At 41.1% G+C, this 23118-nt stretch carries 20 protein-coding genes; 13 read left to right on the plus strand and 7 right to left on the minus strand.

Translation table 11 applies throughout. The features are described 5' to 3' along the window. The first annotated feature begins 97 nt into the window (after nucleotides 1–97). The 4 genes from B4F91_RS05240 (at nucleotide 98) to B4F91_RS05255 (ending at nucleotide 3702) form a co-directional block, all read left to right on the plus strand. Nucleotides 98–1084 (plus strand): ABC transporter substrate-binding protein, encoded by a 987-nt coding sequence (locus tag B4F91_RS05240; protein WP_288635408.1) that lies wholly within the window; start codon nucleotides 98–100, stop codon nucleotides 1082–1084. A 62-nt stretch (nucleotides 1085–1146) separates the two neighbouring features. Beyond that, nucleotides 1147–2322 (plus strand): methyltransferase, encoded by a 1176-nt coding sequence (locus B4F91_RS05245; RefSeq protein ID WP_286937844.1) that lies wholly within the window; start codon nucleotides 1147–1149, stop codon nucleotides 2320–2322. 64 nt (nucleotides 2323–2386) lie between these two features. Then, complete coding sequence (can, locus tag B4F91_RS05250; RefSeq protein WP_024032154.1) at nucleotides 2387–3046, plus strand: carbonate dehydratase; 660 nt, start codon at nucleotides 2387–2389, stop codon at nucleotides 3044–3046. Between the two features lie 8 nt (nucleotides 3047–3054). Continuing rightward, a complete protein-coding gene (locus B4F91_RS05255) occupies nucleotides 3055–3702 on the plus strand; it encodes an NAD(P)H-binding protein (RefSeq protein WP_286937842.1) in 648 nt (215 codons plus the stop codon). A 79-nt stretch (nucleotides 3703–3781) separates the two neighbouring features. Here the strand turns inward: B4F91_RS05255 and ubiK are convergent, their stop codons facing one another. Beyond that, nucleotides 3782–4045, minus strand: a complete 264-nt coding sequence (ubiK, locus tag B4F91_RS05260; protein WP_004589302.1) for a ubiquinone biosynthesis accessory factor UbiK — start codon at nucleotides 4043–4045, stop codon at nucleotides 3782–3784. 161 nt (nucleotides 4046–4206) lie between these two features. Here ubiK and rep point away from each other — a divergent pair, with 161 nt between their 5' ends. Beyond that, nucleotides 4207–6225: a DNA helicase Rep gene (gene rep / locus B4F91_RS05265; protein WP_248531386.1), complete on the plus strand. Its 2019-nt coding sequence runs from the start codon at nucleotides 4207–4209 to the stop codon at nucleotides 6223–6225. Here rep and B4F91_RS05270 read toward each other — a convergent pair. The 3 genes from B4F91_RS05270 to elbB all read right to left on the minus strand — a co-directional run bounded on the left by B4F91_RS05270 (nucleotide 6218) and on the right by elbB (nucleotide 10220). Further along, nucleotides 6218–8791, minus strand: coding sequence for a sensor domain-containing diguanylate cyclase (locus B4F91_RS05270; RefSeq protein WP_273586605.1), 2574 nt, complete (start codon nucleotides 8789–8791; stop codon nucleotides 6218–6220). The genes rep and B4F91_RS05270 overlap by 8 nt on opposite strands. Before the next feature lie 182 nt (nucleotides 8792–8973). Next, nucleotides 8974–9369 carry a c-type cytochrome gene (locus B4F91_RS05275; protein ID WP_004589305.1) on the minus strand — a complete coding sequence of 132 codons (396 nt, stop codon included), beginning with the start codon at nucleotides 9367–9369 and terminating at the stop codon, nucleotides 8974–8976. Between the two features lie 203 nt (nucleotides 9370–9572). Continuing rightward, nucleotides 9573–10220, minus strand: a complete 648-nt coding sequence (gene elbB / locus B4F91_RS05280) for an isoprenoid biosynthesis glyoxalase ElbB (protein WP_029773398.1) — start codon at nucleotides 10218–10220, stop codon at nucleotides 9573–9575. A gap of 524 nt (nucleotides 10221–10744) precedes the next feature. Here elbB and polA point away from each other — a divergent pair. The 3 genes from polA (at nucleotide 10745) to B4F91_RS05295 (ending at nucleotide 15287) form a co-directional block, all read left to right on the plus strand. Next, nucleotides 10745–13474 carry a DNA polymerase I gene (polA, locus tag B4F91_RS05285; RefSeq protein ID WP_029773397.1) on the plus strand — a complete coding sequence of 910 codons (2730 nt, stop codon included), beginning with the start codon at nucleotides 10745–10747 and terminating at the stop codon, nucleotides 13472–13474. A gap of 710 nt (nucleotides 13475–14184) precedes the next feature. Beyond that, nucleotides 14185–14772 carry a YceI family protein gene (locus B4F91_RS05290; protein ID WP_029773395.1) on the plus strand — a complete coding sequence of 196 codons (588 nt, stop codon included), beginning with the start codon at nucleotides 14185–14187 and terminating at the stop codon, nucleotides 14770–14772. Next, on the plus strand, nucleotides 14769–15287 hold the full coding sequence (locus B4F91_RS05295; protein WP_286937838.1) for a DUF1285 domain-containing protein: 519 nt from the start codon (nucleotides 14769–14771) through the stop codon (nucleotides 15285–15287). Before B4F91_RS05290 ends, B4F91_RS05295 begins: the two co-directional genes overlap by 4 nt. Before the next feature lie 10 nt (nucleotides 15288–15297). On the opposite strand, the gene yihA is transcribed toward B4F91_RS05295, so the two are convergent. Beyond that, nucleotides 15298–15954 (minus strand): ribosome biogenesis GTP-binding protein YihA/YsxC, encoded by a 657-nt coding sequence (gene yihA, locus B4F91_RS05300; protein ID WP_054982948.1) that lies wholly within the window; start codon nucleotides 15952–15954, stop codon nucleotides 15298–15300. A gap of 280 nt (nucleotides 15955–16234) precedes the next feature. Between yihA and B4F91_RS05305 the strand changes: the two genes are divergently transcribed. The 3 genes from B4F91_RS05305 (at nucleotide 16235) to B4F91_RS05315 (ending at nucleotide 18736) form a co-directional block, all read left to right on the plus strand. After that, nucleotides 16235–16867 (plus strand): c-type cytochrome, encoded by a 633-nt coding sequence (locus B4F91_RS05305; RefSeq protein WP_004589311.1) that lies wholly within the window; start codon nucleotides 16235–16237, stop codon nucleotides 16865–16867. 741 nt (nucleotides 16868–17608) lie between these two features. Next, nucleotides 17609–18208: a Der GTPase-activating protein YihI gene (gene yihI / locus B4F91_RS05310; protein ID WP_004589312.1), complete on the plus strand. Its 600-nt coding sequence runs from the start codon at nucleotides 17609–17611 to the stop codon at nucleotides 18206–18208. Nucleotides 18209–18220: 12 nt separating this feature from the next. Further along, nucleotides 18221–18736 carry a DUF2489 domain-containing protein gene (locus tag B4F91_RS05315; RefSeq protein ID WP_004589313.1) on the plus strand — a complete coding sequence of 172 codons (516 nt, stop codon included), beginning with the start codon at nucleotides 18221–18223 and terminating at the stop codon, nucleotides 18734–18736. Nucleotides 18737–18840: 104 nt separating this feature from the next. Here the strand turns inward: B4F91_RS05315 and hemN are convergent, their stop codons facing one another. After that, on the minus strand, nucleotides 18841–20214 hold the full coding sequence (gene hemN, locus B4F91_RS05320; RefSeq protein WP_154944599.1) for an oxygen-independent coproporphyrinogen III oxidase: 1374 nt from the start codon (nucleotides 20212–20214) through the stop codon (nucleotides 18841–18843). Between the two features lie 112 nt (nucleotides 20215–20326). Beyond that, complete coding sequence (gene yjgA, locus B4F91_RS05325) at nucleotides 20327–20860, minus strand: ribosome biogenesis factor YjgA (RefSeq protein ID WP_004589315.1); 534 nt, start codon at nucleotides 20858–20860, stop codon at nucleotides 20327–20329. Between the two features lie 144 nt (nucleotides 20861–21004). Between yjgA and pmbA the strand changes: the two genes are divergently transcribed. Beyond that, nucleotides 21005–22354, plus strand: a complete 1350-nt coding sequence (gene pmbA, locus B4F91_RS05330; protein ID WP_286939254.1) for a metalloprotease PmbA — start codon at nucleotides 21005–21007, stop codon at nucleotides 22352–22354. Nucleotides 22355–22471: 117 nt separating this feature from the next. Next, the gene (locus tag B4F91_RS05335) at nucleotides 22472–22954 is read left to right on the plus strand and encodes a DUF721 domain-containing protein (protein ID WP_004589317.1); all 483 of its coding nucleotides are present in this window, start codon (nucleotides 22472–22474) and stop codon (nucleotides 22952–22954) included. Nucleotides 22955–23118 lie beyond the last annotated feature (164 nt).

Consider the following 23118-nt stretch of genomic DNA (forward strand, 5'->3'; position numbering starts at 1 on the left):
GTTTTAAATATAGTTACAGCTAATGACTACTATTTGGAACACCCAGTTGCTTATTAAAGGATTAATATTTGTAATTTTGCTTTTTTGCAGCCAACTAATGGCTCAAGAATCAGTCACTTTACAACTAAAATGGACCCACCAGTTTCAGTTCGCCGGCTATTACATGGCTCAGCAAAAAGGCTACTACAAAGACGCCGGACTTGATGTAACCATACGCGAAGCCGATCCTAAAATGCCTGACACTTTCACGCCTGTAGCAAGTGGAGAAGCCCAGTTTGGCGTAGCGCATTCGGGGATTTTACAACAAAGAGTAAACGGCCAACCGTTTGTAGCAATGGCGGCTATTTTACAGTTTTCTCCGTACTGTTGGATGGTAAAAGACAGCTCTGATATTTTTCACCCTCGCGATTTTACCGCTAAACGTATTACCGAAGTGAGTAAAAAAGACAGTACCGAGCTGCTAGTTATGCTTAAACGCAGCGGTATTGATATTGCTACTTTAGAGGTATACGAAGGCGATGAGCCTGCGCTACAAGCGTGGCAAGAAAACAAACTTGATGCAATGCAAGTGTATGTCACCACTCAGCCTTACTTTATGACTCAGCAAGGGGTATCGCACCGCCTTATATGCCCACAGCGCTATGGCATGGATGTGTATGGTGATGTGTTATTTACCAGCGAATCAATGCTTAAAAAGCACCCGCAAACGGTCGAAAAGTTTTACCAAGCGAGCTTAAAAGGTTGGCGCTACGCGATGATGAATATGGATGAAGCCATAGCAATTACTCAGCAAGTGTATGCGCCAAACAAAAGTTTTCATCAGCTAGCTTATGAAGCCGAAGTATTGAAAGACTACATAATGCCGCCTACGACCCATTTAGGGAATATGTCGATGGCCAAGTGGCGCTTAATTGCTGATTATTATGGCATTAAGCAAACGCAATTTGACGAGCACAAAGCTGGGTTTGTTTATAAATACCAAGAGCCAGAGCGATTACAACTGTCGTGGATGCTAATAGCCGCCTTTATTGTGAGTATTATTTCGATCCCCCTTTATTTGCGTTTAATACTTGGAAAAAAATAACCGCTTAATGCTGCTCTGCGCAACTGGTATAATTAAACGTCTTTTTACTATTTTAAGTTGTTATGAACCTAGCTGAGCAGTTTGCAGCACTCGATGCAGTGCTAATGAATACCCGCGAATATTGGCAATGTACAGCATTTGATTTTGATGAATTACCGTGGCCTGAGCTACAAGCGGCGTTAAATAACTTATCAGATGAAGATGTCGCAAGGCTTGATAACGATCAACAACAGCTTTATCAATTTTTTAGCCCGTTTATTGCCGGGGTAGAGCAGCTACCTGAGCTGTGCAGTTTACCAAAAAGCCAGCAGCAACGCGGTGAATACCCGTTTTGGATAAGTAACGGTATTAAAGGGCGTAAGTTTGAGCAACTGCAAGACTTTGTTTCAGCATTAACGAGTAATACACAGCCTGTACTTGAATGGTGCGCAGGTAAAGGGCATTTAGGCCGAATGCTTGCTTATAACGGCGCGCAAAGCGTACACAGTGTTGAGCTACAAGGGCATCTTTGCGAGCAAGGAGAGCACAGTGCACGCAAGCAAGGTTTAGCGATGAAATTTAGCCAAGCTAATGTGCTTGAAGATGAAACACGCCATTTTTTTAATACCGACACACATGCGGTTGCACTGCATGCATGTGGCGCACTGCACCAAACATTTATGCAACACGCCAGCGCCGCTAGGGTAAAACGTATTAGTTTTTCGCCGTGCTGTTATCACTTATTTACCGATAGTCGTTATCAGGCAATGAGTGAGCTTGCCCTTGCTAGTAAGCTTAATTTAACGCACCGCGATCTAAAACTGGCGCTGCAAGAAACAGTTACAGCCCCTTCACGTGTAGCTAAAATACGAAAAACTGAGGTGGAATGGCGCTTAGGGTTTGACGCACTTCGAAAGTCACTCACTCATGAACAATATTACGTGAGTGTGCCTTCAGTTAACAAAGCCGTGTTTTCTGATACGTTTGCACAGTTTTGCGCTTGGGCGGGGGATAAAAAGTCTATAAGTATCCCTCAAGATACTGATTACGATAAGTTTTTATTAATTGGTAAGGCGCGTAAAAAAGTAACAGAGCGAATCGAACTGGTTCGACATGTGTTTAGAAGAGCAATAGAAGTTTGGCTTGTGCTCGATCGTGCTTTATATTTGCAACAGCAAGGTTATCACGTTTCAGTTACCACCTTTTGTGAGAAACAATTAACTCCTCGCAATATTTTAATTCTTGCAAACACCAACTAAAAAGGCGCTCATTATTTGTCTTTTCTGGGGTGTAATTTCTATCCCGTCCTAAATAAGAGATGCAATGAGAAAGCTAAAAAATTTATTCGAAAACAACAAACGTTGGGCTGCACGTACAACCGAAGCCAACCCTGAGTTTTTTAAAATATTATCAATGCAACAAAACCCAGAGTACTTGTGGATTGGCTGTTCAGACTCCCGTGTTCCTGCCAACCAAATTGTTGATTTACTGCCGGGTGAATTATTTGTACACCGTAATGTAGCTAATGTGGTGGTACATACTGACCATAACTGTTTATCGGTAATGCAATACGCGGTAGAGGTGCTTAAAGTAAAACATATTATGGTGGTTGGACACTACGGCTGTGGCGGTGTACAAGCGGTATTAAATAACGCCAAATTTGGTTTTATTGATAACTGGTTACGCCATGTTGGCGACGTAAAAGAAAAACACTTAGAGCAGCTTAATGCAATGGATGAGCAACAGCGTTTAAGCCGCTTAATAGAGCTAAACGTTATTGAGCAAGTACGCAACGTGTGCAGAACAAACATAGTTCAAGATGCATGGGATAAAGGTCAAGAACTCACAATTCATGGTTGGGTATATGGATTAGAGAACGGCCACTTGCACGATTTATCATCGGTTGTAACCTGCGCTGATGAAGAAGGCGATGTGTATAAAAAAGCCGTTGCACATGTACTCGCTAAAGCCGGTTGCGAGTAATTTAAACAATGACTAAAACGGCGATAATCATAGGGGCAACAGGGGTTGTGGGGAGTGAGCTATTAACGCTTTTACTGCAAAGCCCTGCGTTTTGCCATGTGATTGCTATAACTCGCCGTAAGCTGGACGTTGAACATACTAAGCTCACTAATCAGGTTATTGATTTTGATTGTTTAACTAACTACTGCGCGTTATTTAAAGGGGATGTGTTTTTTTCGTGTTTGGGCACTACTAAAAAGCAGGCTGGCTCAACCGCGGCGCAGCGTAAAGTTGATTTTGATTATCAGTTTATTGCGGCGCAAATGGCGGCAAACAATGCAGTGAGCCATTATTGCTTAGTGTCATCAAGCGGCGCTAATGCGCACAGCATCAGCCCTTACTTAAAAATGAAAGGCGAGCTTGAGCAGCACATAAAAACGCTGGGCTTTGCAAAAGTAAGTATATTCCAGCCGTCTTTATTAATGGGTGAGCGAAACGATACACGAATAGCTGAGCAAATAGGCGCATTTGTGTTACCGGTTATTACTCAACTTCCTTTTTTAAAACGTTATAAACCCATTACGGGTAAGCAAGTGGCGCTAAAAATGTGTGCTGTAAGTTTGGCGCAGCAACAACCACTGCAATATTATGTATTAGAGGCACTTTTTAATACATAGTGGGTAAATGTTAAAGCTAAAAGCAAAAAAGCAGCCTTGGCTGCTTTTTTTGTGGCTGAGTATACAGATGTAGTACGTGCTACTCGGCGTTATTTTTAGCATTTAGTTGTTGCTCTAGTAACACAACTTTTGCTTCAAGCTCAGTGAGTTTTTCACGAGTACGAATAAGTACTTGGCTTTGCACATCAAATTCTTCGCGGCTAACAAAGTCCATTTCAGCCAGCTTATTTTGTAAAACTTGTTTGGTTTTACCTTCCAGTGTATCTGCTAGGTTTTTTACACCTTGCGGCATGTTGTTGGTGATTTGCTTAGCAATTTCTTCAAGTTTTGCTGGATTGATCATAATCGTCCCTTGCTGTTGCCCTAAAATGATAATGACTAATATTACCTTATACCTAAGGTATTTAATACATGATCACCACAATGGAATTAATTAATCTAATGGCTATGCCTGTATCTGTGGTTACGGTAAAATTAGCTGCCTTTTAAAACTCCATGGTCGTTATGAAACTCAATCCAAAACAAGATGAAGCAGTAAAATATATTAGTGGTCCGTGTTTAGTACTCGCGGGTGCAGGCTCAGGTAAAACGCGCGTAATCACTAACAAAATTGCTTATTTGGTGCAAAAGTGCGAGTACAAAGCACGTAATATTGCTGCGGTAACGTTTACGAATAAAGCGGCCAAAGAGATGCGCGAGCGTGTATTACAAACGCTTAATAAGCAAGAGGCGAAAGGGCTGTGGGTATCAACTTTTCATACCCTAGGGCTTGAAATAATTAAAAAAGAGCTCAAAACGCTTGGCTTTAAAGAAGGTTTTTCACTGTTTGATGACCAAGATACTAACCAGCTGCTAGGTGATTTAACCGAAGACGAGCTTAAAAAAGACAAAGACCTACTTAATCTATTAAAAATGCAAATAGGCAGCTGGAAAAACGAATTAATTTTACCAGAGCAAGCTATACGCGAAGCACGTGATGCGCAAAAGGCGTTATTTGCGCAGCTTTACGCGCGTTATCAAAATCAGCTGCGAGCATATAACGCACTGGATTTTGACGATTTAATAATGATCCCCACTTTATTACTTAGTAGTAATGCCACCTCACGAGAGCGTTGGCAGCAACGATTTAGGTATTTGCTGGTGGATGAATATCAAGATACCAATACCAGCCAGTACCAGCTTGTTAAGTTATTAGTAGGCGAGCGAGCGCGTTTTACTGTGGTGGGGGATGATGACCAATCTATTTATTCATGGCGCGGAGCCCGCCCCCAAAACTTGGTACTGTTAAGTAAAGATTACCCCGGCCTTAGGCTCATAAAGCTTGAGCAAAACTACCGTAGTGCCCAGCGCATTCTAAAAGCAGCAAATATTTTAATTGCCAATAACCCGCACGATATCGAAAAAAAGCTATTTAGTGAGCTTGGTTACGGTGAGCCGATTAAAGTGATTGGCTGTAGGGATGAAGAGCATGAGTGCGAGCGAGTTGTTGCTGAAATAATTTCTCATAAATTTATGAAGCGCACCAGCTATAAAGATTACGCTATTTTGTATCGTGGTAATCACCAGGCACGCGGTTTTGAAAAATCATTAATGAGTAACCGCATTCCCTATAAAATTAGTGGCGGAATGTCGTTTTTTTCGCGTTCAGAAATTAAAGATATTATGGCGTATTTACGCTTGTTGGTTAACCAAGACGACGATAACGCTTTTTTACGCATTGTTAATACGCCGCGCCGTGAAATAGGCACCGTTACACTTGAAAAGCTAGGCACACTTGCAAACGAAAAACACCAAAGCTTATTTGCCACCTGTTTTGATAACGACCTAGGCTACCGCCTTAAAGGGCGTGGCTTAAATGCGCTTTCGGGGTTTGCACGTTGGGTTGTTGAGCTTTCAGATAATGCAGTGCGTAGCGATACGCTCGAAGCGGTAAAAGACTTGGTACGTAATATTAACTACGAAGCGTATTTATATGAGTCATCGCCAAGTGCCAAAGCGGCAGAAATGCGCATGAAAAACGTCTCTGAGCTGTATCGTTGGATCACCGATATGCTCACCGGAGATGTCGATAACGAACCGATGACCTTACCTGAAGTGGTCAGCAAATTAACGCTTCGCGATATGCTAGAGCGTAACGAGGAAGAAGATGAGTCTGATGCGGTACAGTTACTTACTTTGCATGCATCTAAAGGCTTAGAATACCCGTACGTATTTATGGTTGGTATGGAAGAGGGGTTATTGCCACACCAAGTAAGTATTGATGAAGAAAACGTAGACGAAGAGCGCCGTTTAGCATACGTAGGGATCACACGGGCCCAGCAAGAGCTGACACTAACATATGCAAAAATACGTCGTCAGTTTGGCGAAACCTCACAAACAGAGCTAAGCCGCTTTGTGCAAGAGTTACCGCAAGATGACCTAGCGTTTGAAAACAAAAAAGCCCCAAGCTCGCAAGCTGAGCGCATGGAAAAAGGCCAAGCACGGGTCGCTAACTTAAGGGCGATGCTGAAAAAACCTAGTTAATAGACTGCGCGGCGTTGTTATTAGCCGCTACTGACTCCGATAAGCCTTGCTGCTTAGCAACAAATAAGTTTAGTCCGTATTTATCTAGCAAGGCTCTAAAGTTGAGTATAGAAGGGCCTTTGGCAATGACTTTTATGCCTTTTAGCTGAGTGATTGCCAGTACACCTTGTAATTGCAAGTTAAAGTTTTCTTGTTGCAGTACGCGTTTACTAAAGGTTGAGCTAAGTAGTACATAATCGAAGGTAATGTCGGTCAGTGCATTTAGCTCACAGCGGTCTTTTGCAAAGTTATTTAAGCCAATGCTGTAGCCAAGCTGCGAGAGCTTTTTAAGGTTTTCTAGCTGAGTTGCACAGGCGTAACGTATTTCTTGGTCGTCAAACAATAAACACAGTTGGCTTTGCCCTTGCAGCTTACTTAATACCTCAGTAAATAAATTAAATTCAAGCGCTTCTAAAAGTAGCCCTGAGCATGGCAATAATACCATGGCTACATTTGCCGCTAAGGCGTGGGCGTAGGCGTGCTGCAAGAGTTCTAATTCAACTTGGAGGTGCTGCTCTTTATCGGTTGCAAACTTTTTCAGCACTTCAAAACTGGTATAGCCTAATACAGGGTGTTCACCAAAGGCTTCAAACAGTGACTCTGATTGCTGTTGTTCATCAAGGTTTATAATATCTGCACTTCTAAAACTCATCGGAAGTGAATCAAGATGGTGCTGTGCTGGAGATTCTGCACTTGTTAGTGTTTGCGTTAATAACGGGTGGAACAGCTCATAGCGGTCGCGCCCCGCATTTTTAGCATAATACATAGCAGCATCGGCATCGCGAATAATTTCATCGGTATGCTGATAACTTGAATTTGAGTACGTTATACCAATACTTGCACCACTTTGAATGCAGGTACCTTTACTGCAAAATGGCTTTTTCATTATATTAATAATGCGATCAGCTACATCTTCTGCTTGTTGTAGCTCTGTTAAGTGGGTAAGCAAAATTACAAATTCATCACCACCAAGGCGAGCGAGTAAATCGTGTTCGCGAATACAATGCGAAAATAAATCAGCCACACTTATTAAAAATTGATCGCCGGCATGGTGACCTAGTTGATCGTTTATATCTTTAAACTTATCTAAATCAATAAATAACACAGCAAAGTGATGATCAGGAAAACGATGGTAATGCTGCAGTGTTTTTTCTAGCTGGGTTAAAAACAAGCTGCGGTTAGGCAGGCCCGTTAATGAGTCGTGATGCGCATCATGATAAAGCTGTTGCTCTACTTTTTTACGCTCATCAATTTGCATTTGTAAATGTAGGTTAGCTTGTTGCAGCGCCTTTGTTTTTTCGTTAACTCGATACTCTAACTCTTGGTGGCTAGATTTAAGTGCTTGAGTGGCTAACTTTGTTTGTAAAACCGTGGCAATTTGGTGTGATACAAACGTAATAAGCTCGCAGTCGTCTTTGCTAAAAATATGATTATTATTATACGCTTGGCATGCAATTAAGCCAATAACCCCTTGCGATGTTTTAAGCGGCGCACCTAGCCAGCTGGTGGCCATTTGCTCCTCTGGTACTGGCTTATTTCGTTGTACATCACCACTTTCTAATAGCTCTTTGGCTCTACTAGGGTGAATAAGTTGGGTCTGCTCGCTGCTAATAACCAGTTCGCTATAACCTTTTGCAAACGGCCTCGGCTCGGTGTTGTCTTTAAATTCATCCACACAGTACGGGAAGCTAATCCAACCAGTCTCTTTGTTATAAAGTGCAATGTATAAGTTTTCTGCGTATGTAATGGTTTTTATTATTTGATGAATTTTTACATAGGCATCATCTAAGTTTTGCGCTTGCGTTGCCAGCTCCGATATTTTAAACAAAATTTGTTGGCGTTGTAGTGCGCGTTTTCGTTGTTCAATTTCTAGGTTTAACGCATCATTACTTTGCGTGAGCGCACGGGTACGAATTTTTACTTCAGATTCGAGCAGCTCTCTTTTTTTAACTCGCTCTATGGCTGTGGCTAAGTATAAAGACATTACTTCGAGTAAATGCACTTGCTGGCTGCTGTAATCTTGGTGTTTATCGTAACTTTGCGCAGCAAGTACGCCAATAATGTTTTGCTCTTGATAAATAGGAACACCAACCCAGTACTCTGCAGGTGAGCCTAGTGCTTTAAATAAGCCGTTTTGTGCAGCGCTTTGCATCTCTTGTTTGGTAAAGCAGGTGGTTTTGCCAAGCTTATAAACGTAGCCTGTAGCGCCTTCTTCAAAACTATTATCTTGATTGAGGGCGACTGATATACCATCTTTTTCATCACAAAAATAAGAAAGTTCCAAGGCATGAGTATATTGATTAGCAAGCACCACGTAAAAGCTTTTACTAGGTAGGTATGCTTGTAAAATGTCATGGATAGCGGGGTAAAGTAAGGTTAATTCGGCAACAGAGCTTGCTTGCTCTGATAGCTGGATCAGGGCATTTTGTAAGTGGTGAGATTGCTTATACTTTTCTAATAGCGCTTTAAGACGTTTATTTTGGTGCGCTAGTTTACTCGGTGCCGCGGGTTTATCTTCCGATGACATGAATCATATTATTTTATTATTGTATGTTTATTAGACGTATAATTTCACTTTTAGTTGCGATCGTCAAGTAACTAATGCCCCAAAACAGCAACTAAAAAGATTATTTTAGGAATAAAAAAAGGCCTATTATAAAAATAGGCCTTTTTAAATTAATCACCCTAGTTATCAGGGGTTTAATTAAATTATTTAGATGTCATGAAATCAATAGCTGCGCTAATCTCATCATCAGAACAATCCATACATGTTCCTTTTGGCGGCATCGCATTAAAACCGTTGATAGCGTGATCAAGCAGTACATCTTTACCTTTAGCGATACGCGGTGCCCAGTCATCAGCTGATTTAGGTGCACCTAGTGCGCCAGTACCGTGACAGGCAAAACATGCGCCTTGGTACACTTGCTCACCAGAGCGAGGGCCTGTAGGGGCTGCGGCTGCAGCAGCTTTCTCGCCTTCAAGATAAACAGCGCCAACTGGTGCTAAACGTTTTTTTATCGCATCTTCAGTCATAGAGTTATCATATGGCTGTGCGTATGCGGTGGTTGCTAGCACTAATAATGCTGCAGCTGATAGTTTTTTCATTTTGCCTTGCTCACTTCGATTTGAACGTGATCAATCACGATTATAGATGACGGAAATTAAACCGATTATACCTTTGTGTAACGATTTATAAAACGCCCACTGGTGTTTTTATCAATAAAACTGACTAATTTTTGCGTCAACGCAATAAAATTGCATGTTTCAGTTAACAAACATTTATAATCGGTGGCTTAGTAAATCACTATTTAAGCTAATGCTAGTACGTTTTTAACCAATTTTTCGATCCCCGCATCGGCATCTAAAATAGACTGCGCCAGCATATAAGCAGGGGTGGTAACGAGTTTATTGTCCTCATCAATCACAATATCATCAACCGCACAGGCTGCGTGAGTAGAGCCTAGCTGGGTTAAAGCGCTTGCGGTCTGTTCATCATTACCTATGGTTAAAGTAGCATTGGGATATATAAACGGAATTAAAGCCGGCGCAATACACATGTAGCCAGCGGCTTTTTGTGCATTAGCAAATTGTTTACAGGCCTCTAATACTAGGTCGTTTATCTGCGCATCAGCGCCTTTAACGGCAAAATCACATAAGTTTTTAGCGGCACCAAATCCCCCTGGTACTATTAACGCATCAAATTCAGATGCCTTTAATTCGCTTAATGATTTTATATCACCACGGGCAATGCGTGCTGCCTCAGTGAGTACATTACGGTTGCTTGGCATTTCTTCACCGGTAAGGTGATTAATAGTGTGAAGTTGTTCTATATCAGGAGCAAAACATTGATATGCAGCACCGTTTTTAGCTATGTGCAGCAGTGTTAATACTGCTTCGTTTATTTCACTGCCATCGTACACACCACAGCCGGCTAATATTACAGCTATCTTTTTCATGCTTTTGTGCTCCTCAAGTATTTTAAATAAGTCGTTTGGATGAAGTTTAACACGGGCCAAAACACACACTAAAATAATTTTTTAGTTTAAAAAGTATTCGCAGTGCAAGTTGTATTGCGGTTTATGCCATTTTTGCCAGTGCGCTCGTAAAAAAAATTATAAAGGATCGCTATGATCTTTGATCCATTATGCTAGAATACTCCTCCGGTTATTTAAATGGATACAAATAACTAAAGTGACTAACAGCGGATGTATCAGTTAGAAAACCTTTTTCCACATTGGTTTTAAAATAATAAAAAAAGAACCTCGTATTATCTTTTTTAAACAAAACAAGCAGTTATTTATTTTTCTAAGCATTTTATTATGCATTGGAGGAATAGCTTGTGGCTGTTATCTACAAAGTTATCCACAGGTTGCTCCGCAATAATTATGGCTACTAAGCGTAATTCACTGTCGTTTTATTCACAACCTTATGGCATGCTTGTAATAATATTACTTTTTTGTATTTAGGATCCAAATTCACCATGGCTCAGATCCCCGAAAACCCGCTAATTTTAGTTGATGGCTCTTCATATTTATTTCGTGCTTATCATTCTCCACCGCATTTAACCAACTCTAAAGGTGAAGCAACTGGCGCTATTTATGGCGTGGTAAACATGCTTAAAAGTTTGATCAAACAATATGATCCGAGCCACATGGTGGTGGTGTTTGACGCCAAAGGCAAAACGTTCAGAAACGACATGTATAGCGAGTATAAAGCTAACCGTCCGCCTATGCCTGACGATTTACGAACGCAAATAGCGCCACTGCACAGTATTATTAAAGCGATGGGCTTTCCGCTAATTAGTATTGAAGGGGTTGAAGCCGACGATGTTATTGGTACGTTTTCGCGAATAGCAACTGAGCAAAAGCGCCATGTATTGGTTTCTACAGGCGATAAAGACATGGCTCAGCTAGTTAATGAGCATGTTACGCTAATCAATACCATGACCGACAGCATTTCAGATCCTCAAACCGTTGTTGAAAAATTTGGTGTGGGTCCTGAGCTAATCATCGACTATTTAGCGCTAATGGGTGATAAGGTTGACAACATCCCAGGTGTTGAAGGCTGTGGACCTAAAACAGCTGTTAAATGGCTACAAAAATATGGATCGCTTCAAGGTGTAATTGATAATGCTGGCGACATTAAAGGCAAGATTGGTGAGAAGCTTGCAAACGCCCTTGATCATTTACCACTTAGTTATGAACTTGCCACCATTAAATGTGATGTTGAGGTAGAGTCAGACCTAGATACCTTTAAAGTACAAGAGCCAAATAAAGATGAGCTTATTGCACTGTATGGTGAGTGTGAGTTCCGCCGTTGGTTAGCTGAGCTGCTTGATAACCCAAAAGATGCAGAAAAAGCGCTCCCTACTGAGGCAAATGAACTGCCAAAAGTAGAAGATGCACATTACGAAACTATCTTAACCGAATCACAATTTGATACGCTTATTGAGCAGCTAAACAGCGCTGAGTTATTTGCCTTTGATACCGAAACAACCAGCCTTGATTATATGCAAGCGCAGTTAGTAGGTATGAGCTTTGCTGTAAAAGCAGGCGAAGCAGCTTACTTACCAATTGCACACGACTACCCGGGTGCACCAGAGCAATTAAGCCTTGAATATGTAATGCAAAAGCTTGGGCCAATCCTCGCCGATGCTAACAAAGCTAAAGTAGGGCAAAACCTAAAATACGACAAGAGCGTACTGGCTAATGCAGGCTATGAGCTCAATGGCATTAAGTTTGATACTATGCTTGAGTCGTACGTATTTAATAGCGTGGGCACTCGCCATGACATGGATTCATTAGCGCTTAAATACTTAGGCCATAAAAACATTAGCTTTGAAGATATAGCCGGCAAAGGGAAAAAGCAGCTTACCTTTAATCAAATTGAGCTTGAGCAAGCTGCGCCTTACGCAGCAGAAGATGCCGATATTACACTGCGTTTACACCAAGTACTTTGGCCAAAATTAGAAGCTGATGAGAAGTTAAAGTCAGTATTTGAAACAATAGAAATGCCATTAGTGAATGTTATTTCTGATATTGAACGCACCGGCGTAGCAATTGATAGCAACATGCTGGCGGCACACAGCCAGCGTTTAGGCGAGCGTTTACTTGAACTTGAAAAAGAAGCGTTTGAGATAGCTGGCGAACCATTCAACCTAAGCTCGCCAAAGCAGCTGCAAGTACTTTTATTTGAAAAACTTGAGCTGCCAGTCATTAAAAAAACACCTAAAGGTGCACCTTCAACGGCTGAAGAAGTGCTACAAGAACTTGCCCATGACTACCCACTACCTAAGGTGATTATTGAGCACCGTGGTTTATCTAAGCTTAAATCAACCTATACCGATAAATTACCGCTGATGGTTAATGAGAAAACACAGCGCGTGCATACTTCTTATCATCAAGCTGTTACGGCCACAGGGCGTTTGAGTTCTACCGATCCTAACTTACAAAATATCCCTATTCGTTCTGAAGAAGGACGCCGTATACGTGAGGCATTTGTAGCGGCACAAGGCTATAAAATTGTGGCTGCCGATTACAGTCAAATTGAGCTGCGTATTATGGCGCATTTATCGCAAGACAAAGGGCTACTAAATGCCTTTGCTAATGGGTTAGATGTACACAGTGCAACCGCTGCTGAGGTATTTGGGGTTGAGCTAGAGGATGTAACCACAGATATGCGCCGTAAAGCTAAAGCAGTAAACTTTGGGTTAATTTACGGCATGTCAGCCTTTGGTTTAGCGCGTCAGCTTGATGTACCACGCCACGAAGCGCAGCACTACATAGATAAATACTTTGAGCGTTTCCCAGGGGTACTTGAGTACATGGAAACAACCCGCGAAAAAGCGGCCGAGAACGGGTACGTAGAAACTATTTTTGGGCGTCGTTTACACTTACCCGAAATTAATGCACGTAATGGAGCTCGTCGTAAAGGCGCCGAACGTGCAGCAATCAATGCACCAATGCAAGGCACAGCCGCTGATATTATTAAAAAAGCAATGCTGAGCGTGCATAGCTGGGTTAATCAACAAGCTCCCAATACCATTAAGTTACTAATGCAAGTACACGATGAATTGGTGTTTGAGATTAAAACCGATTGTGCGCAAGCATACACAAAGCAGATTTGTGAGCTAATGTCGCAAGCGGCTAGCTTAGATGTCCCTTTAATTGTAGAAGCTGACGAAGGTGAAAACTGGGAACAAGCCCACTAACCTAAAACATGCTTACATTTTAAAAGCGCCGCAAGGCGCTTTTTTATTGCCTCTAAATAACTCACTCAATTAAGCGAATAGATATAAGTATTTCTACGCGTAAACAAAGTTTAGTTAAAAGTAGGTTAATTTAAGCAACTATTTGTATTAAATAGTTATATGTTCGTCAATTCGAACTATTTTGGCGGAATATCATTGTATTTTTATGCGCGCTTTTGCTAAAGTGCGCGCGTCCTCATCCTGTAGGACATCCTGTTGATGATGCATCTGAAAAGGTGCAACAAATTGATAGCTTCTCCCCAGTTTGCTATATCGGCCTGCTTGTTTTAAGCAGGCTGCTTTTTCTTCCTCATTAGATTGCCCTTTAAAGCTAAATAGCACCTCAAAGCGCTTTTTTACTATTCACACTTTATGCTCATTTATGTTTATTATTTTTTGTGCCATACCTTGCGCGCCCTCAAACGGGTATATGTATAAAGCAGTTATAAAGCAAACGTAGGCAAGTAAAGCTATCTCACGCAATTATTAGCGTGGATGTTGCGCTACGCCCCTAAAAAGCATCAGTTATAGGCTGTTATATCGTTATTAATTTTTTAATAACTGTACAGGCTAAGTAATTTAGCGCCGTCTTTAATTTGAGGTGGTTTGCCCCTATTTCAGGTGATAGTATCGAAAGCGCTATTATTCTCATTTTATTTTAGGAGTGCGTTATGTTTAAAACGTTAGCCATTATCGGTTTATCGTTATCAAGTGTTGCTTTGTCTAATGCCGCTCATGCAGATTGGCAGCTAGTCAATGACAAGAGCCAATTAAGTTTTGTTTCTATCAAAAAAGACTCGATTGCTGAGGCACATCATTTTACTAACCTAGAAGGAACACTTTCAGACAGTGGTGCTTTTAGTGTAAATATAGACTTAACCTCTGCAGAAACACTGATCCCTATTCGCAATGAACGTTTAACTCAATTTGTATTTGAAGCGACTAAATTTCCTCATGCAGTTTTAACTGCGGATTTAAAAAAGCAATTAAGTAATATTAAAAAACCGGGCCAGCATGTATTAAAAGAGGTTGATGCGCAGCTTGATTTTCATGGTAATAAAAAGCCATTAAAAATAAATGTACTTGTTAGCAGTGCCGAAAATGGCGATTTAAGCGTGTCGTCGTTTACGCCTGTGATTGTAAATAGCCAAGACTTTGGTGTGACTGAAGGCGTTAAAAAGCTACAGCAATTAGCTGGTTTACCTGGAGTTGCTACAGCCGTACCAGTTACTTTTGCGCTAACACTTAAAAAACAGTGATCTCGTTAACGGCGCTTAGTAAGCAATTAAGCGAGCCTAGTAAACCGTTTGATAGTTGGCAGCCAACCCAGTGTGGTGAGCTGCCGATTATGATTAACGAGCAAGGGCAGTGGTTTTACGATGGCAGCGAAATTACTCGCCCTGCGATGGTAAAACTGTTTGCCAGTGTTTTATGCAAAGAAAGTGAGCAGTTTTATTTAAAAACACCCATCGAAAAAATAGCGATAGAGGTGCAAGATGCGCCTTTCGTTATCGTAAGCTGGCATATTGAAAGCACAGCGCAAGGGCAGGTTATGTGTTGTATAGATAATTTAGCACGGCAATGGTTAATCAGTGCTGAGCAGCCTCTTTATATAAAAAACTATAAAAATGCAGCGGTGCCTTATTTGCAATTACCTTATGGGTGTAGCGCGCGGGTATCACGAAGTGTGTTTTATCAGTGGGCTGAAATAGCCGACGCTGATGAGCGCGGCTATTTTATAAAATCAGCAGGGGGAAAGTTTTATCTTTCGTAGGTGCTTATTTTTAAGCGTCTGAGCTGTCTTCATCACTTTGCGGTGCAACAGCCACAATTGGTCCTAAATACCACTCATCTAGCTTTTTAGCGACTTCTGGTAAACCTGTTCCCTTAAGTGATGAAAAAGCGTGTACTGTGATATCACCGTCTAGTTCACTTAATTCACGGCGTACTTGCAGTACTTGTGCTTTACGTGCACCTTGCTTAAGCTTATCGGCTTTAGTTAAAAGCGCCAATACTGGGATTTCGCTGCCAATAGCCCAGTTAATTAAATCTTTGTCTAAATCTTTTAATGGGTGGCGAATATCCATTAATATAACAATACCTTTTAAACTTTGACGTTTTTGTAGGTACTCGCCCAGTGACTTTTGCCACTTCTTTTTCATTTCAATAGGTACTTTAGCAAAACCATAACCGGGTAAGTCGATTAAGCGCATATCGTCTACTTCACCTAATTCAAAGGTGTTGATTAATTGCGTACGACCTGGCGTTTTACTGGTACGAGCAAGTTTTTGATCTGTCAGTGCATTAAGAGCACTTGACTTACCTGCATTAGAGCGACCTGCAAACGCGACTTCAATTCCCGTATCAGCAGGTAATTTAGTGATGTCTGGCGCGCTTGTTACAAAAGACGCAGTATTATATTTGATACGAGATTTGAGCACAGGCTCTCCTAAAAACGTAAAAGTTAATCTTATTGAGCTAAATTCACTCAGGGCGCGTATTTTATACTATAAAGGATGTATTAAAAAGCGTATTTAAACACCTAAAAACTCTATAAATGGCACTATTAAAGCTGCTTAAAGGTTAATCTAGGTCAAAACCCTATAAATTATAAGCTTAATATGAGTAGAAAACGTGCCAGAGAATTTTTTATCGTGTAGAATACATGAATTACAACATCCATATTGTAGATGATACAGGGTCGGAAACAGAGAATTCACCATGAAAAAAATAGCACTATCTTTAACAATATTGCTTGGTGCGTTGTCAGCAAGCAACGCAACAGCATTTGATGGCGATGTAAACGCAGGTAAAGAAAAATCAGCAACGTGTGCGGCTTGTCACGGCCCAGACGGTAATGCACCGGTTAATATTTACCCTAAACTTGCAGGCCAGCATCCAGATTACATCCTTAAACAACTTAAGGATTTAAAATTAGGTATGACTTCAGGCGGTAAAGAAGGCCGTATGGATCCTGTAATGAGCGCGATGGCTATGCCACTTAGCGAACAAGACATGAAAGACCTATCTGCTTATTTTTCTTCATTGAACATGACTGAAGGCGCCACCCCAAAAGACGTGGTTGAAGTTGGTCAAATGCTTTACAAAGCAGGCGATGCTGAACGTGGTATTCCGGCTTGTGCGGCGTGTCATGGTCCGCGAGGCAATGGTTCGTCTCTTGCAAAGTTTCCTAAAATTTCTTTTCAGCACCCAGAGTACATTAAAGCTCAGCTAGAGAAGTTTCGTGATGGAACCCGTAAAAACGACCATAACGGTATGATGCAAGATATAGCGAAAAAGCTAACCGATAAAGATATTGAAGTACTATCTCAATACTTAGGTGGCTTACACTAAAGTCGTATTTATCTAGTATTAGCTAGTGTAATACTATGAAATATGATTAAAAAGCAGCTTACGCTGCTTTTTTTGTGTCCACATTTTAACGATATCACCCTTTAGTTTGTGAGACATTTGCCATGCTGTTTTGTAAGAAATAGCTTATTTTAAAAATAATTTTACAGTTAAATTTATGTTTATTATAAATTTTTTGTTTTTTATATGTGCTCTATGTAAGAAAAATTATATAAACCAGTTGTAACAAAAATATTAACGGGTAAATTAACCACTGTCGCAAAACAACAATAACAACATGGATTATGCTAAAGGAAAATGGCGCGACACGACTGAATAGCACATTGAAGGTGCTACAAAAGGAAATAACAAGAAAGCGTCAGGATGACCGTAAATAATAAAATCTCAAGGAAGTTTAATAATAAAAACAAAATGGAATGTAACAAGGAAGGTTAAAATAATAACAATACGGACTGATAATAATAAAAATAATAAAGACTAAAAAAAGTCGAAGGGAGAAGTGTCCAGATAATGGCGCTCAGATTAGTAGGCGGTAGAGATGTTTTCTCTACCGCCTTTTTATTTGTCCTGTTACAATACCCACCGTTTAGCAATAAGCTAATGCGCTAATTCAACGAGCAACCCAAGCTTTAATGCGCAAATCGAATTCTTCTGGCTAGGCCAGCACTGCGATGCTCATGTTATGTGCCTCGCTCAAAACCTCTTAAGTGAGATGATCAAGATATGAGTAGAAAGAAAAAATCACGCAAAATTCCTTCAAACGGCCCTGTTCGTTTAAGCCAAGATAAGCTTAAAGAAATGCGTGCGTTAAAAGAGCAACGAGTTAAAAAACCAAAGGGTGCTAAGCCTGGTTCTCGTAATGCACCTGAGCTATTAGATAGCGATACTAAAAAAGCAAACTCAGCGCCAAAAGATAAGCGCGTCGGCAGTAAAAAAGCCGTGCCTTTAGTGGCTAGTGCACCACAGCCTCAAGTAGAAATGAAGCGTAACTTAAAGCCAACAGTTGAGCTTAAAAAGGTTACAGAGCCAGAGCTTACGCCGGAGCAAGAGCTAGAAGCGCTTGAAAACGATGAGCGTTTACTTAAGCTCGTTGAGCGCCATGAGCAAGGTGAAATGCTGACGGGTAAAGATGCGAAGTACTTTAATAGCCGTATTGCTCGCCACCAAGTACTTTGTAAGTTACTAGGTATCGAAGATGAAGACGAAGACGAGTTTGAAGATGATTTTGAAGATAACTTCGAAAGCGATGGTAACTCAGATTTCGATAAGTACCTTTCAGATGATTTAGCCAATGAGTGGCTAGATGATGATGACGACAAATAGTAAGGGCGCTTAATGAGTACCGCAGTGATTGTAGCCTTGTTTGTAGGTGCTGTTATTATTGCTGGCTTAGCATTTTATGCAGGTCAGTTGCTCTATAAGCTTAACGCGCAAAAAAAGTTAATTGCGCAAAAGCAAGCAGAGCAACAGCAAAAGCTTAAGCAGTCGCGCTTAAAGCGTAACGCTAAACTTGCAGATAGCATTCATCTAATTGCTCGTGCAATGGCTGAAGAGCAATGTGAGTACTCTGAAGGCTGTTTACGGATTTGGGTTTTAATGTCTCAGTACGCTTTTGAAGATGAGCGCGATTTAACGCTAGCGTACCCAGGCATTTATAAAATGTATAACGTTGTGAAAGAAATGCCGACTCACGATGCACGCAAAAAATACTCTAAAAAAGAGATTTTTAAGCAAGATACAGCACGTTGGCGAGCTGAAGAAAACTTTAGTGATGAGATTAAAGCCGATTGCGACAAAATCATTGTTGAGTTTAAAGCTGCGCCGGGCAGCGAAAACATCGTGTTTAATTAAACTCTCTAGAAAATACAAAAAGCAGACTCAGGTCTGCTTTTTTTATGCCTGCTTATCGACACGTTTTTACCACCTCAAACGTGATAAGCGAATTGGTATACTAATTAAATCACTCGTGAGAAACGGGTTTTACTTATTTGCTTTTGTAAGTGAGCATCAAAGCACATACATATAATACGAATAAATAGATTTCCGCGAGGCGTGACGCGTATTACCTTATCGTTTATATGCACCATGTCATCGTCTATTAAAGGCTTTAGCGCTAACAGGGCATCCGCAAAATACTCATTAAAATGTATAGAATGCTTTTTCGCAAATGCGTGTGTGTCTAATTCAAACTGGCAAATAAGTGATTTAATAGCCTCAGCGCGTATTACATCATCGTGCGTTAAATGCATTCCTTTATGTATAGCACTGCCGGCTTGCGTTTCTATTTCGTGATAATAATGCTTAAGCACTTTTTGGTTTTGTAAAATGGTCGTGCCAATTTGCGAAATAGACGAGACCCCTAAACCTAATAAGTCGCAATTACCGTGGGTGGTATAGCCCTGAAAGTTGCGATGTAGCTGCCCTTTATTTTGCGCGACTGCAAGTTCGTTGTCGGCTTTTGCAAAATGATCCATACCAATAAACTGATAGCCTGCAAAGGTCATTTGCGCCAAGGTGTTTTTAAACATGGTTAGCTTGTCGTGGGCACTGGGTAAGTCAGCCTCTTTTATTTTACGTTGCGCTGCAAAGCGCTCTGGTAGATGCGCGTAATTAAATACAGAGACTCTGTCTGGGCTTAGGGCAATTAATTGCGCTATTGTTTTTTCAAAGCTTTGGGGTGTTTGTTTAGGTAGGCCATAAATCATATCTGCATTTATAGACTTAAAGCCAAGCTCGCGGGCTTGGGTTATCAGTGCTTTAACGGTATCTACTTGCTGTGTACGGTTAACCGCTTGTTGTACCTCATCGTTAAAATCTTGAATACCAAAGGATACGCGGTTAAAGCCTAAAACCCGTAAGTGTATAAGCATATCTTTAGCAAGGGAGCGTGGGTCTATTTCAATGCCTCGCTCAGTGTTGCGGGTAAAGTGAAAGTGCTGCTCTAATAAGTTAATTAAGCGCGTCATTTGCTTTACAGTTAAAAAGGTTGGCGTACCACCCCCTAAATGCAATTGCTCCACTGTGTAGTGTTTAAATAAAGGGGCATGTGCTGCTATTTCTTTTGTTAAATAATCTAAATATACATCGGCTTTAGACTGATGGCGTGTGATCACCTTGTTACATCCGCAGTAATAGCAAAGCTCACTGCAAAATGGGATATGAATATACAAAGAAAGTGAGCGACTAGAGGATGATTTTATAGCGCTAACAAGGTCTTGTTGCTGATACCCCTCGCTTAAAGATAAAGCGGTGGGGTAGGAGGTATAGCGTGGCCCTGACACGTTATACTTATTTATAAGAGTTTGATCCCATTTTGGAAGCTTTATCATCACGCGCACCTTATGTATTAATGAGGTGTTGAGTATAAAAAGCTTTTAAGGGAGGGGTTTTGATCTACAACAAAAAAGGTGCCTAAGCACCTTTTTAAAAGAGTATTTTTTGTTAATACGTTATGTTGTGGGCATCTTTTAAGTATTGAAACAATTCTTTATAGCCCTTGCCTGGCTTTTCAGCTTTAACTTCTTTAGCGGCGTTGCGTACCAATTGGCGCATTTTTTGGCGCTCAAGGGTCGGGTATTGCTCAATAGTTTCGTTAATTAAATCATCGCCTTGCTCAATTAAGTCAGTACGTAATTGCTCAATTTTTTTAATTAAAACCTCAGCTTGGTTATTTTTATTAAGCATTACGTCAATAATAGCTTTAATTTCTTCAACGTTTTCTACTGTGCGTAGCGTTTTAGCAATGTAATTTAAGTGGCGGCGGTACGCATCGCTTTTATTACTGATTTTATCAGCAACTACCATGGCTGCTTTCAAATCGTCATTGAGTGGTAAGCGTTCGCGTTGCTTTTTCCCCATTTTAGCAATTTCAGAACCTAACTGATGAAACTCTTGCGCGTCGCGCTTTAGTTCACTTTTTGATACGTAAATAATTTCTTCTTCAATTTCAGCAGGCTTGCCTTTTTTCTTCGCCATGGGGTGCTCTTAAGTAAAAATAACTTTTGCCATTATACGCGATTCTTTTAGTGATTAATATTAGCTGATGTGGTGCAGTGAGTGTGTTAGCATTTAAAGATAAGAAATGCGTGCAATATTGCCTTAAGGCTCAGGACTTAATTTATGAAAAGCCAACAACACGATCCAATTTATTCTCAAATCTCTCAAGTAAAAGATGCCGTAGCTGAAGTGCTCGAGCATGCTAAAAAATTGGGTGCCACTGCCGCAGAAGCTGCTATGTCTAGTACATCGGGTTTATCGGTAAGCACACGCATGGGTGAAGTAGAAACCATAGAGTTTAACCAAGATGGTGGTTTAGGTATCAGTGTTTATGTAGGGAATAATAAAGGCTCGGCGTCTACTGCTGATCTAAACCCAAAAACACTGCGCACGGTAGTAGAAAAAGCCATTGATATTGCCAAATTTACCTCAGATGACCCTTTTAATGGTATTGCCGATAAAGAATTACTCGAGTTTGCCCCTAAGGACCTTGATTTATATCACCCGTGGGATGTAAGCCCTGAGCAAGGTATTGAGCTATGTCACGCTGCAGAGCAAGCCGCTTTAAATGCTGATGAGCGCATTGTTAATTCAGATGGTGCAAGTTTTTCATCGCACCAAGGCTTACGTGTGTATGGTAATAGCCATGGTTTAATTGCTGGTTTTCCACGTACGCGCCACAGCATTAGCACGATGGTAATAGGCAAAGAAGGCGTGCACATGCAGCGCGACTCTGCTTATACTGTTGCTCGCGATCAGGGCGGACTTAACGACGCCGCTGCGGTAGGCCTAGAAGCCGCCACCGAAACACTGGCTAAACTAAATAGCCAAAAGCTGGGTACTATGAAAGTCCCTGTTATTTTTAGAGCCGATATTGCCAACTCATTGTTTGGCCATTTAGTGTCGGCAATTGGCGGCGGGGCGCTTTATCGTAAATCGAGCTTTTTACTCGACAGCCTAGGCACTCAAGTATTTAGTAAGAGCGTTAATATTGCTGAGCGTCCTCATATATTAAAAGGCTTAGCGTCGTCGCCTTTTGATAGCGAAGGGGTAAAAACGATTGACCGTGAAATTATTCAAGGCGGTGAGCTGCAAACCTACTTATTAGCAAGTTATGCAGCGCGTAAACTAAATATGGCTCCAACAGGCCATGCAGGCGGTATTCATAACTGGTTAGTTGAGCAAACGCACAACGATTTATCGGCTTTATTAAAAACCATGGGAACAGGCTTATTAGTTACCGAGCTGATGGGGCAAGGCGTAAACACCGTTACGGGTGACTACTCGCGTGGAGCGGCCGGTTTTTGGGTAGAAAACGGTGAAATTCAGTACCCTGTTAGTGAAATTACCATTGCCGGAAATTTAAAAGACATGTTTAAAGGTATTTCGGCCATAGGGGGCGATATTGAGCGCAGAGGCGGCATTCAAACCGGCTCAGTACTTATAGAGCAAATGCAAATAGCAGGCGCATAATAGCAATTTGCAATAATACGTAATTAAGCGAATTGGTATAATATACAAGCACATATTAAAGCCGAGCATTTAAACGCTTGGCTTAAACGTGCTTTATTTAAATTTTTGAGGTGTTGAATGGCTAAAGATAGGTACGCACCAAAACCCCTGACTGACATTATGGCAGGCCTTAATAATCGCTTATCGGCCTATGCAGGTAAAAGCCAAGCGCTTGATAAGCAACAGGTGTTGCTCAAAGAGTTTTTAGGCCCAAAGCTTGCTGAAAAATGCCGTGTGAGTAATTACCGCGATGGCACGTTGATGATTGAAGCTGTATCGGCGGCAATTGCCCTTAAACTTAATTATTTAAAAATGGATATGCAGTCGCATTTTAGAGCGGCAGGCATGGCTGAGCTCGGACAAATTAAAATTGTTGCAAACCCTCAAGCAACAGCGCGCTTAAGCCCAACTGCAGATAAACCCGGCCCCGCAGGTAAAGCACCTGGCAATTCAAGAAAAATGAGCCAGCAAACTTCAGATTACCTTAATGCCATTGCCGCATCAGCGCCACCTTCGCTGAAAGAAAAGCTAGAGCGCCTTGCTCGCCATGGTAAAAAATAACTCGCAAAAGTGCGATTATGGTTGTTGGTAGGGCTATTTTGTTACCTCGTCTCATAGAAAATACTTTGTTACATATTCTATTTTATTGTTTCTTTAATGGGGTTTATCATAGAAATTCGGCGTGTTGTTTTAACCGCCTAAATATTAATTTCATTAAGTGAAAG

It is taken from the genome of Pseudoalteromonas sp. UBA6610, from assembly GCF_002433295.1.
GTDB lineage: Bacteria > Pseudomonadota > Gammaproteobacteria > Enterobacterales > Alteromonadaceae > Pseudoalteromonas > Pseudoalteromonas atlantica.